This is a genomic window from Legionella nautarum (genome assembly GCF_001467895.1).
GTDB lineage: Bacteria > Pseudomonadota > Gammaproteobacteria > Legionellales > Legionellaceae > Tatlockia > Tatlockia nautarum.
The window spans coordinates 92,734-104,501 of sequence record NZ_LNYO01000013.1 but is presented as its reverse complement, the minus strand read 5'-3'; the positions used below and the strand labels follow the sequence as shown (position 1 = coordinate 104,501).

Genomic DNA, 11,768 nt, shown 5'->3' with positions numbered 1-11,768 from the left:
ATGGCGTCCCCAAGGGGATTCGAACCCCTGTTACCGCCGTGAAAGGGCAGTGTCCTAGGCCTCTAGACGATGGGGACCTAAAGTTTTTCCCATCAGCAATCGAAATTAATGATGGTGGAGCTAGGCGGGATCGAACCGCCGACCTCTTGCATGCCATGCAAGCGCTCTCCCAGCTGAGCTATAGCCCCAAAAAGAGAATCGAAGTTTAATGAGGCACCCCTTAACTGTCAAGCAATTTTAATCATCTCTCACTAAAAAAGAAAAATGCTAGTCATCAGCTATAAATTGTATGAGAGAAGATCCATGAGAGAATGAACAAAAAAAGGTCAAATATTCATTTAGTTAACTTCTTTTAGCCAACAAAGCTATTTTTTTTCGCTTCTTAGAAAAAGCCCTGCTACACTAATTTTATGAACCTTCTTGATAAAGGATTATCGATGCGTAAATTATCTTTATTTTGCCTTTTTTTAGTGGCCTGCAATTCTTTTGCCCAGACTCGCGAAATTGCGATAACAATAGACGATCTGCCTTTAGTAGCCTCAAAAATGGACACTCCAGGTAATCAGCAAAGAGCCACTGAGCGTTTTAGCAAAATTATTGAAGCACTCACACAAAACCACGTTCCTGCTACCGGATTTGTTATCGCAGGAGCGATAGCAAAAGGACAGTGGGCTTTTCTTGAGCAATTTCGTAACGCAGGCTTCATGCTTGGTAATCACACTTATTCGCACTACAATTTGAATCAAATGAATGCTGATAAATACATTGCTGACGTCGCTCGTGCTGATAAAATTTTATCCCCTTTATTGACCGAGCCGAAATATTTTCGCTACCCTTATCTCGCAGAGGGGGGTAAAACTTCAAAACCCAAAGTGCTTAATTATCTGGCAGAAAATCATTATGTCATTGCGCCAGTCACCATCGATAGCAAGGATTTTCGCTTTAATGAACAGCTCTATAAAGTGCCCTATCGTTCAAGAGTAGCCTATATCGACAAGTTAAAACCTCGCTACCTAGCTTACATCTGGAACCAAACACTTAAGGCTGAACAACGCGCAAAAGGCCAGCCGGTTAAACAAATTCTGTTAATTCACGCAAACTTACTGAATAGTTATGTTTTGGGTGACATTATTCAAATGTATAAACAAAACGGCTATACCTTTATTAGTTTAACCGAGGCGCTTAAAAATCCTGCCCCCGCTCTGACCGTTCCTAGTTCAGAAAGTGCAAACAGTAAGCCAAATGAAAAATCCATAGAAAATAATGAAGGCGGCGGCTCAGGCGAAGAAGCTCTTGGAGTTAGTGGACAACTTTTGTTTCGTTGATTGACTTAACTTGGGAGGCGGCAATTGATGCCCCCTCCCCTGCCAGCAAGATATTAAAGAGTTACCATAGCTACTTCAGCTAGGTTATCCTCATTAGTTTCTTCGTCTACTTCTACTTGATTCGAATGATAAAACATCCTTCCAAACCCACTCAATTTACTAGCAAAATAACCTGCTACTGCAGTATAGGTGCCTCCTATATTAAAAATCTGACTTAGTTTATTTGTGATCATGTTAGTTAAATTAGCAGCATTTTTACCTACAGTTGGCGCTAATAATAAACCACATAAACTAGAGGCTAAAAACGTGGTTAAATAGATCGTACTATTAAGTGCATCCTCGCTAGCATAAATTTCATACATTTGCATAAAAAGCATAGAAATAATCGACAACTGTCTAAGAACTTGCAAAATATCAGCAACTCCTTCACTTTTCATACGGGTGACCAGTTCTAATATAGCGAGAGTATTGGTAAAATTAGAGGTCTTATCGTCCAGTATATTACGCAGTATCGTCATATAGCTTACTGAAATAAAATTGGCTAATGAAGGAGACATCTTCAAAAAATTTACCTGCTCTAAATAACTTGCCAGCGATTTTTCGGCAGCCCCATTCAAGAACCCCCAATACATTGACTCAAAGTATTTAACTTGTGAATAGGGAGGAGAAGAAAGCGCATAGATCTCTGTGCAGATCTCTTTATCCGTGGGACCTGGCAAGACTGCAAAGGGTTGGTCTTTACAATAAAGAGGCGTGGTGCAGGTATTGTTAAGCGTTGCAAGTTTTCTTGGATAACCCATGACTGAGCAGCCTAAACCTTGTGGCATCGCCATTAATCGCTTTCTGAGAAATTCTAATTCATGGGTGTGATCTAATCCTAAAGCATGTCCTATTTCGTGAGCATAAACCATTTCTTCTAAAGAAGTTAAAGCTTTGCTAGGAATACAAACTGAGACCTGATTTAAATAATAAGTACCTGACCAGAAATTGTAGTTCGTTACTCCAGTCGCACCTTTAATATTATCGCTGGCAACTATGGTAATCCCCGGTTGATCAGCCTTAAGCTCGGGCATATACTTAAATTCAATTTGGCTACCGCAAGCTTTTCGCCAATACTCCAAAATTTCTTCAACCTTCGCTCTGCTGACCTTGGATAAGGCACTCATGGTAATACCAGGATAGCTTTGTTCTAACTCCTTTTTTAACCCTTGAGCCATCGAGAGAAGGTCAAAGGTATAGTGTATTGTGGTCACTTGTGCATTTGGAGCTTTTGGCCATTTTCCAAATTGGATACCTTTCAATTCTTCCAGGGGAATATCAGAACAAAGTTCTTCGAGTTTTTCTTTCAAAATAAGACATTCGGTAAGTAAAAGTGCTCTTAGTGTAGTCTTTTAGTATTAAGAAAATATTATCTGATTAACATAAATACGAATTTAGAGGAAAATCCCCAGTTTGTAGAAAACATTTAACACCAAATTCGCTGGAATCTAGTGTTAAATGTTAGAAAAGAAGTATTATTTACACCAATTAACGTTAGGACCAATGACTTGTAAACATTGGCCTTTGGTCAACATAACAAAGCCTTTTCCTTTACATGCGTTTTGCCCTTTGCAAGCATTAGTAGCAGTGTGGCAACTGCTCAACCCCTTACAAGCATTCGCAGTAAGACATTTGACCATAGGACAACTACAACTATTTGCTAAAGCAACGGAAGGAGCAGCGGAGAACATAGTCGCTGCACTAATTGCTAGAGCTGCACCAGTTAGTTTGATCTTGTTCATATGAATTCCTTTTTCAAGTTAACTAGATAAAACCGCTAGTTGATTGCTAAATAGATCTTAATTGCACAACTGAGTTTAGTTATAAAGTTAAATAATTGTCAAGATTTTATGCAATTGGTAATTATTTCAACCTCGCGTAGAGAAGAAGCGTTTTAGCTTTTTGGTTGAGTGGTTAAAGAAGCAAATACTTTGGCAAGATCTTCGGTGAAATGATTTAAATTCGCATTCATACTAGCAACCAAATTATCCACATTAACCACTTGTATTTTTTGATGATAGTAAACTGATCCTTTTTTATTTAAGTGATCGTCTGCATAAATTAGATAATCTGCGCGGAAAATACTATTGCCTTTAATATCCACCTCAAATTGTGAAATATTAATTTGCAAACGATAATCAGGTATGAATTTGTAATCCCAAGGAGAAGCGACAATAGTCACACCCGGCAATAAAGTCACAAGATTCGCTTCAATAACCCGCTTGGTATTTTTATCTAAATTTTCTACCCAGCGATGAAATTCCTCCAGTTTCACCTCATGCGAAGAATAATGAATAATGAATTGCGGTTTAGACATGTACGCGGGGCTTTGAATTTCATTAATTCCTATCCGTAAATGCTGAAATTTTTTCACTGGCTTTTGTTGAGGGGGAATAGGATTAAGTACATAAAATTGCGAATCTGGGCTGCGTCCACAGGAAAGAAGTATAAGGCTTGCCAAACTACAGCCAAGACAGCGAAAAAAGGTGGGTTTCAGCGCATGGAGAAGCTTCTTAGATATCCATTGTATTTGGTCAATTTTCACTTTTTCCCTCGCAATAATGATTCTGGATATCGTGATAAATAATCAGCTAAATTTTGCGTTGAATTTGCAGCTCCAGACACATCTTGCATACCCTGATTAAAGGCAATAAATGCAGGTGGTACAATTTCATTCAAATTGTTAGCTAAGGCTGAGACTTCTTTTAAGCTTGCATTTGCTTGTTTTAAGCTTGCACTGAAAGCAGCCAATAGGGGTGGCATTAAATGATCCATATTTCCGGCGAAAGCAGAAACACCGTTTAAACTATGGTTAAGATTAGAAAGCGTCGGGGGGATTATTTGGTGTAAATCCGTCACTAAACGATCCATGCTCTCAGCCATACCCCTTGTTGCATCGAATGCCGCATTAACCTTCTGAGAATGAACAAAATTACTTATGTCTTGGAACGCTATTTTAGCCGCTCTAAATGCATCATCCAGCGTAGTATACTCTTCAAACTGAGTATTAGTTGGGAAAATCGGAAAGCCGCGAAAGCCTTCTTTCGCATAAGTTTGATGAGTAGATGCTTCCACTAAATCAATAGACGCAATTCCGGTTAAGAAATTGGGTTTCCTCATACAAGCAACATATCCCTGCTTAATTAAAAGTTGGATTGGGCTTTGATGACCAACAAAAGCTCTTTCGACAAAAAACTGGACATATACTGGAATCTTAATTTGGGTTCTTTCTTCGTTTTCCGTAATTTCGATGCGCTTAACTTCACCTATCTTCACTCCGCGATAAGTCACATCCGAACCGACATGCAGCCCTATTATTGAACCTTTAAAAAACATCACATAGGTCTCTACTTTTTCGCGCAAGTATTCATCATAAGCATAGAGAGCAATAAGGATTGTCAAACTGATTGCCCCACCGACAAACAGTCCAACCAGTGTATACAGTCGTTCTTGACGCATAAGATCCTTTAATAAGCGATTAATTTGAAATAAACACTGCCAATAATTAACCAAATAAAGCTTCGTGTAATAATGCGCGACATAGCCTTTCTTAAAAGTGAATGCCGTGTAGCAACCTGATAATAGTAATAGCCTACGATGAGACTGACTATAGTACAATATAACATCATCTTAAATATCGAATAAATAATGCTTGAACTCGTAATAGTACTAGTCAAATGAAACATGTAATCGTAAATATCCGTATATAAAAGAAACTTAAAACAAAAATAAATACTAATAAATACAAAACTAATTGAATAAAGATACAAAATCAACGCGCTGAAACTAATTCCAAAAATAATTGGAATAATATAAAGAGTGATGACTTGATCGGGTGTTAGATTTAATTTTTTAATTCTTGCAGTAATCAAATTTAACGCGGTCTGCACTGACAACATCAAGCCAATAAGAAAAGGCAGCAAATCATAAAATAACATTTTCTGTGAAACTAATAATACTTCGTGTTGCAAATCAAAAGGACTTAAGATGTTATAAATATTCAAGACGATTGATATGCCCAGTAAGGAACTAATCAATAAGAGAGGAATTAAAAGATTCACCCCTGAACGATAGACGGTATACAACAATCCATGCCAAGAAAGGGTTTGTTTGCCCGTCAAAAGATCAACAAAATTTAAACATAAATGACCGAAGAAATGAAAAAAAATGACAATAGAACCTAAAACTGGTGCTCCGTAATAACGCAGTCGTTCTGGTAAATGCATCCCTTTGTCCTTCAAAGCATCAAGCGTTCAGATCCCATCTACCGAGTGTAGCGAGGATCTCCGAAGGTTAACACAATGTCAAGCCACGAAGACCCCTCGCTACGCACGGGATGACTTACGGTACAGTAATGAGAGTAATTCGACCCACAATACTTTATTTAATCATTATTTTTGATATTAAAGAAGCTTCTTGTTCTGAAGAAAATTGGAAGGATGAAGGCCCCATCTGGGATACCTTCATTGAAAATCAATTAAGCACCTGCTGCTTCTGTACGTTTTTTTGCTGCTTTTTTGTGTTGTTTCCAATCACGATCTTTTGCGAAAATAAAGCTTGCTGCTTCTTCGATGAAGAACCCAACGTCATCTATATTCGCCCAAGCACAATATTCAGTAATTTTTTCAAAGGTTTCGCTGCTTATTTCAGCTTTGATTTTCTCTTTCTTCTGTACACGGGTACCGTTGATAATTGGCATATTTGACCTCAAAAGTTATTTAAGCGGAATAAATCTTAACAAATAAAATTCGGGTTGCAAAGTCACCATAGGACCTCGGATTCATCTGCTCTCCAAACCCTAAACTCATTGATAATCAATCAACAATGGCAAAGGGTTTCGATAATTCTGGATAAAAATTATTCCACATTCTATCGCAGAAACTGAGGATATTCTTATGCTTATGGAGCTGAGTTTTTAAAGCATCCTCATGTGGCTGCCAAACAATATTTCCTAAAAATCCAAAAGCAACGGCATCAATAGAACTTGGCTCATCCCCATGAAAAAATTTTTTGTCAGCGAGCAAAGCAGCAATAGCATCCAGCGTTTTATAACCCATTTCTAAAATCTCGTCATAATTATGCCGACCAATCCCCTGATAATTTAAAGCTTTTATTACCGATCTTCGAATAACAGTCGGAACAAATAATTTCGCAAATACGGGTAATTTATCAAAAAAAGCTTTTTTTACTATGTCCCAATTTGGCTCATATTGCCATCGCATATACAGTATGATCCAATATAAGCGCTCAGTAAAAGTATTATCCAATATTACCGACAAGGCTTTTTGTTCTTTATTTAAATTTTTATCCAAAACATCGCCAAATTTTGCTTTCAAATAATCAATAATTATCTCGCTATCAGCAATCGTCTTACCCTCTATTGTTATAAAGGGGAATTTTCCCTTAGGCGCTTTGCGCGGATCCCTTACAAACTTAATTTCGAAGGGAAGGTCTGCCATGCGTAAATAAGTTTCGAGCTTCATACAAAAAGGGCTGGTGTTAGGTAATCCCCAAATACCAGGAAATTGATACAATGTAATCATTTTGCTATTCCTTGTTAACAACACCATTGTCTACTGATAATCTTTTGTTTAAACAGAATAATCTGATAAATCTTTGCGAGATAATAATCTGTTAACTCGCCAATAAACAAGATAGGAAAACAGAATGAGCCGATGCCCCTGTGGATCAGAAATTAATTATACAACTTGCTGTGGTCGGTATATTGATAATCAAGAATCACCCGACACGCCCGAAAAATTAATGCGCTCACGTTATACGGCTTATTCTCAAGCCAAAATCGACTACATCAAAAAAACCATGCATGGCAAACCGCTTGAAGGCTTTAATGCCAACGAAGTCGCGCGGTGGGCACAACAGGTTACCTGGACTGGATTAGAAGTTGTCAAAACCTACATGGATGAATCAAATGAGGACCGTGGCTATGTTGAATTTATTGCAAGTTATCGAGAGCAAGGGAAAGATCAAAGCATTCATGAACTGAGTCAATTTCAACGTCATGAAGGCCAATGGTTTTACATCAGCGGCAAACAGGTTAAAACGCCTCTAGCAGCGAAGAAAGTTAAAATTTCCCGCAATGCACCCTGCCCTTGTGGTAGCAAAAAAAAATATAAAAATTGCCATGGGATGGGGAAGGGTTAACGATATTAACATACTCAGTAAACTCATAAAGGCTCTTCGCAAATACTTTTCAATAATCAAAGTCGAAAAATCCTATTGCTTATTGCTTTTAGATTTGCTTTAATCCTCGCGTTTTTATGGATTCCACATGGAAGACCGCAAGTAAGCTCAACATACATGGAAATCGATGATGTCTAACGATCTAGCGATATATTTATCGAAACAGCTGCTTTGGCATGCCTTATTGGTTTCTTCGCCCGTCATAATAGTAGCCCTGCTCTGCGGTTTACTGATCTCAATTTTACAAGTTATCACTCAAATTCAAGATTCTAGTTTAAGTTTCGTACCCAAAATTCTTGCTGTTGTTTTAATGCTTATGCTCTGCGGTGAATGGATGTTGCATTCTCTCATTGATTTCAGCAAAAACCTCATTCAAAGCATCCCGGAAGCAATAAGATGATCACTATTGCTACGCCTACTTTATCAGCAGTTTTCCTTGCTGCCATTCGGATTGGGGTCGTCTTAATTTTCACCCCCATTCAAGCTATCCGCCAATTACCTACTTCTCTCCGCTTAATTCTCGTACTCATGATAAGCATTTTCTTAGTCAGTCATTTATCGTTGACCGTAGGCGATAGCAATGAAACAACTCTCGCCGCAAAAGCCTTGGTTGAACTAGTGAATGGGCTTATTTTATCGCTCAGCCTTTATGCTGCTTTCGCGATTTTTCAAATAACCGGCCAATTAATTGAATGCCAAATGGGGCTCAATTCCCTTGCCATTTTCAACCCCAGTGAGCACTCGCAGGATCCTTTAACCAGTCGCTTATTAACCATGTTTGCTGTTCTATTCTTTTTTTCTCTGGATGGACACCATCGGTTAATTCAAGGTTTAGCGTATTCTTTAACCATTATTCCTCTTGGCAAATTGACTCTCTTTCAGCATTTTAATCTACTCATCAACCAATTTAAGTTAGTGTTTATTTTTTCCTGGATGATAGCTAGCCCTATTCTCATAGGTTTAATCCTGGTCGAGCTATGCGCTGCAATTATCACCCGCAATATGCCGCAGATAAACACCTATTTTCTAGCCTTACCCATTAAAATTCTTTTCGGCTTTTTTCTCTTTAGTTTAGTGTTGAATCATATCAATCCGCTCATGGAGCATATTTTCAACCTCTGTTTCCAAACTTGGGATGAGGTCCTATCATGAGTGAAAAAACAGAAAAAGCTACCGCTTATAAACTGCAAAAACTAAAAAAAGAAGGGCAAGTTAGTAAAAGTATTGAATTAAACATCACTATTCTTTTAATTGGATTACTCTTAGTCAGCAAGGCATTATGGCCTGCTGTATTACAGCAGGTTAAAGACTTATTAACCCAACTCCTCACGCTTGCTAGCGAACTACCTTTTCAATTTGATCAGCTTATCAATTTAAATCGATTTCTTTTATCGACCCTAGTCAGTTTGTGGTTACCCTTTGCCTTAGCAAGTATTCTCTGTCTCAGTCTAGCAAGCATTACTCAAACCGGTTTTGTCTGGTCGACAAAACCTCTAACACCCAATATTAAACGATTGAATCCAATTCAGGGTTTTAAACGATTATTTTCATCTAAAACTTTATTTGATACTGTAAAATCTTGCTTGAAATTGGGCCTCAGCTTTTCCCTAATTCTATTCACTCTCTCCCGAGAACTCCACTCGCTGCTCCTGCTGCTCACTCAATCTCCTCAGGAGCATCCAAACTTAATTATGCACTTAATTTTAAAGTTGGTTTTACAACTTTTGTTATTACTACTCGCTCTTGCCATGCTAGATAAACTCTATACAAGCTGGAAGTATAAAAAAGACAATCGCATGACTAAGCAAGAAGTCAAAGATGAATATCGTCAACGCGAAGGTGATCAAAAAATTAAATCCAAAATCAAGCAATTACAACAGCAATTAAGGCAAAAAAACGCGTCATTAAATCAAATAAAAACAGCTGATGTACTGATTACTAATCCTACTCATTTAGCCATTGCTTTAAAATATGAGCGCGGTTCCATGCCTGCCCCTAAAGTGGTGTTTAAAGCACGTGGTGAATTTGCAAATCAGGCGAGGATACTCGCAAAGCGTCATCAGATTCCTATTATCCAAAACAAACCCTTTGCCCAGGCTTTATTTGCGAGGGTGGAATTAAATCAGTGGATTAGTAGCGAGCATTTCCCTGTTGCAGCCCTTATTTTTCGTGAAATTTATCGCCAACGAGGTCATGCTTTATGAAAAACCAATTTCATAATAGCAGCGAATTAATTATGATCAGTTTTGCAATCGGCATCTTACTGATCTTATTTATTCCAATTCCTGCTACTTTATTGGATTTTTTATTGATTATTAATTTCAGCTGGGCCTTAACCGTACTCCTATTAACTTTTTATACTGACAAGCCGCTAAGTTTCTCTACCTTTCCAGCGCTCTTACTTTTATCAACTCTTTTTCGCCTCGCACTCAATATCTCTGCTACCCGCCTTATTTTGGCTTATGGTGATGCCGGAGAAGTGATTCAAACGATGGGAAAATACGTCATCAATGGCAACTATGTGATGGGATTAGTCGTTTTTTCGATTCTTATTATTATTCAATATATTGTCATTACTAACGGGGCTCAACGTGTCGCTGAGGTCGCAGCACGATTTACCTTGGATAGCATGCCTGGAAAACAAATGAGTATTGATGCCGATCTTAATATGGGCATTATTTCTCAAGCTGAAGCCAAATTTAGACGGTCACAAATTGAAAAAGAAGCGAATTTCTATGGCGCCATGGATGGCGCATCCAAATTTGTCAAAGGTGATGCGATTGCTGGCATCTTAATTATTCTCGTGGATATTATTGGTGGCTTTGCCATAGGCATGGCACAAAAAGGATTAAGCCTCAGCGATTCGATTCAACAATATACTTTACTCACGGTGGGTGATGGCTTAGTAACACAAATTCCAGCACTAATCATTTCAACCGCAACGGGAATCATCGTGACACGAGCAGCCACTGATGCCCAACTCGGCTCTGAGATTTCTAAACAAATTGCTGCCTACCCCAAAAGTTTAATGATGGTGTGCTGTGGCTTATTAGGTCTCTTATTTTTAAATGGTATTCCCACCCTTCCCGTATTAGTTGTTTTAAGTTTCTTTGCAATGACAACTTGGTTTGCACTGCGCGCCAAACCAGAGGACAACACCGAGGAAATCGAAGAGTGTCTCTACGAAAAAATTAAAATCTATCCTTTAGAAATTCAATTACATCCGGAACTCTTCACTCATTTTGCTCATCAAGAACAGCTTTTTCTACAGCAGGTACAACAAGTACGTGAACGCTTAGCTTATGAGCTGGGGTTTGTAATTCCTGAGGTTAAATTCTTGAGCGATAAAAAACTCAATTACCCTTATTATTGCATCTGTATTCAAGGTAATAGCCAGGGTTATCATCAATTGCACCTTGATAAAACGCTTGCCATTGTTCCAAACCGCAATAATCAGTCTACAGCTCTTCTCAGCGAAGGCATCGAAGTACGTGATCCTAGCTATGGTTTACCAGCAATTTGGATTGACGAGCATCAAACCTCTAAAGCGACTAAACTCGGTTACACACTCTGTGATCCCATCAGTGTTTTAGTGACCCACATTAAAGAAATTGTGTTTAACCACAGCGCTGATTTGTTAACCAGAGCGGAAACAGAACTCTTACTCGAGCAATCGAATGTGCATAATCTGCGAGATGAACTTATTCCCGCCGTACTTACTTTAAGCCAGGTTCAACGCATTTTACAAAATTTATTGCAAGAAAAAGTTTCGATTCGCTATTTATCAAGCATTCTTGAAGTCTTACTCGAGCATGCTAAAAATAATACCGACCCCACACAACTCTCTGAACTTGTCCGTGCCCATCTAGGCACAGCGATTTGTCAGAAGTTACTCGCGAATCAACCCAGCTTGCAAGTTTTAACACTTGCACCCACGCTCGAGCAGAAACTGAGTCAGAGTTTCAATAAAGATTACTGGGCCCTGGAACCGAGTTTAACCGAGAATTTCATGACGGCGCTCGCTACTCAAGTGGAAAAAATGCTCGCCGAGAGAAAGCGGCCCATCTTGCTTTGCTCTTCGCAATTACGAAGACAGATTAAACAATTAACCCAAAGAATAATTCCCCATTTAACGGTGTTAGCCATGAATGAAGTGCCGGTTAACATTCAGGTGGAATCTTTTGCTGTAGTGCAATAAGGACT

At 38.6% G+C, this 11,768-nt stretch carries 13 protein-coding genes and 2 tRNA genes; 6 read left to right on the top strand and 9 right to left on the bottom strand.

What is annotated here, in order from left to right; translation table 11 throughout:
- Nucleotide 1: 1 nt before the first annotated feature.
- Together Lnau_RS03830 and Lnau_RS03825 are read right to left on the bottom strand one after the other, a co-directional pair.
- Nucleotides 2-77 (bottom strand) — tRNA-Glu (locus Lnau_RS03830).
- A 35-nt stretch (nt 78-112) separates the two neighbouring features.
- Nucleotides 113-188, bottom strand: a tRNA-Ala gene (locus tag Lnau_RS03825).
- 249 nt (nt 189-437) lie between these two features.
- Between Lnau_RS03825 and Lnau_RS03820 the strand changes: the two genes are divergently transcribed.
- Nucleotides 438-1,325, top strand: coding sequence for a polysaccharide deacetylase family protein (locus Lnau_RS03820; RefSeq protein WP_058503828.1), 888 nt, complete (start codon nt 438-440; stop codon nt 1,323-1,325).
- Nucleotides 1,326-1,378: 53 nt separating this feature from the next.
- Here Lnau_RS03820 and Lnau_RS03815 read toward each other — a convergent pair whose 3' ends face one another.
- The 7 genes from Lnau_RS03815 to Lnau_RS03785 form a co-directional block, all read right to left on the bottom strand.
- Nucleotides 1,379-2,674: a zinc metalloprotease gene (locus Lnau_RS03815; protein ID WP_058503827.1), complete on the bottom strand. Its 1,296-nt coding sequence runs from the start codon at nt 2,672-2,674 to the stop codon at nt 1,379-1,381.
- Between the two features lie 165 nt (nt 2,675-2,839).
- Nucleotides 2,840-3,106, bottom strand: coding sequence for a BufA2 family periplasmic bufferin-type metallophore (bufA2, locus tag Lnau_RS03810; protein WP_058503826.1), 267 nt, complete (start codon nt 3,104-3,106; stop codon nt 2,840-2,842).
- Nucleotides 3,107-3,258: 152 nt separating this feature from the next.
- The gene (locus Lnau_RS03805; RefSeq protein ID WP_162263176.1) at nt 3,259-3,909 is read right to left on the bottom strand and encodes a PqiC family protein; all 651 of its coding nucleotides are present in this window, start codon (nt 3,907-3,909) and stop codon (nt 3,259-3,261) included.
- Nucleotides 3,906-4,823 carry an MlaD family protein gene (locus Lnau_RS03800; protein WP_058503825.1) on the bottom strand — a complete coding sequence of 306 codons (918 nt, stop codon included), beginning with the start codon at nt 4,821-4,823 and terminating at the stop codon, nt 3,906-3,908. Before Lnau_RS03800 ends, Lnau_RS03805 begins: the two co-directional genes overlap by 4 nt.
- An 8-nt stretch (nt 4,824-4,831) precedes the next feature.
- Complete coding sequence (locus Lnau_RS03795; protein WP_058503824.1) at nt 4,832-5,590, bottom strand: ABC transporter permease; 759 nt, start codon at nt 5,588-5,590, stop codon at nt 4,832-4,834.
- Nucleotides 5,591-5,841: 251 nt separating this feature from the next.
- Nucleotides 5,842-6,063 carry a hypothetical protein gene (locus Lnau_RS03790; protein WP_058503823.1) on the bottom strand — a complete coding sequence of 74 codons (222 nt, stop codon included), beginning with the start codon at nt 6,061-6,063 and terminating at the stop codon, nt 5,842-5,844.
- Between the two features lie 115 nt (nt 6,064-6,178).
- Nucleotides 6,179-6,907 (bottom strand): glutathione S-transferase family protein, encoded by a 729-nt coding sequence (locus Lnau_RS03785; RefSeq protein WP_058503822.1) that lies wholly within the window; start codon nt 6,905-6,907, stop codon nt 6,179-6,181.
- Nucleotides 6,908-7,031: 124 nt separating this feature from the next.
- Between Lnau_RS03785 and Lnau_RS03780 the strand changes: the two genes are divergently transcribed.
- The 5 genes from Lnau_RS03780 (at nt 7,032) to Lnau_RS03760 (ending at nt 11,763) form a co-directional block, all read left to right on the top strand.
- Nucleotides 7,032-7,526: a YchJ family protein gene (locus tag Lnau_RS03780; RefSeq protein ID WP_058503821.1), complete on the top strand. Its 495-nt coding sequence runs from the start codon at nt 7,032-7,034 to the stop codon at nt 7,524-7,526.
- A gap of 166 nt (nt 7,527-7,692) precedes the next feature.
- Nucleotides 7,693-7,965 carry a flagellar biosynthesis protein FliQ gene (gene fliQ / locus Lnau_RS03775; RefSeq protein ID WP_238585914.1) on the top strand — a complete coding sequence of 91 codons (273 nt, stop codon included), beginning with the start codon at nt 7,693-7,695 and terminating at the stop codon, nt 7,963-7,965.
- A complete protein-coding gene (locus Lnau_RS03770; protein WP_058503819.1) occupies nt 7,962-8,717 on the top strand; it encodes a flagellar biosynthetic protein FliR in 756 nt (251 codons plus the stop codon). The genes fliQ and Lnau_RS03770 overlap by 4 nt, the downstream gene beginning before the upstream one ends.
- The gene (locus Lnau_RS03765) at nt 8,714-9,769 is read left to right on the top strand and encodes an EscU/YscU/HrcU family type III secretion system export apparatus switch protein (protein ID WP_058503818.1); all 1,056 of its coding nucleotides are present in this window, start codon (nt 8,714-8,716) and stop codon (nt 9,767-9,769) included. Before Lnau_RS03770 ends, Lnau_RS03765 begins: the two co-directional genes overlap by 4 nt.
- Nucleotides 9,766-11,763 carry a flagellar biosynthesis protein FlhA gene (locus Lnau_RS03760; RefSeq protein WP_058503817.1) on the top strand — a complete coding sequence of 666 codons (1,998 nt, stop codon included), beginning with the start codon at nt 9,766-9,768 and terminating at the stop codon, nt 11,761-11,763. The genes Lnau_RS03765 and Lnau_RS03760 overlap by 4 nt, the downstream gene beginning before the upstream one ends.
- Nucleotides 11,764-11,768 lie beyond the last annotated feature (5 nt).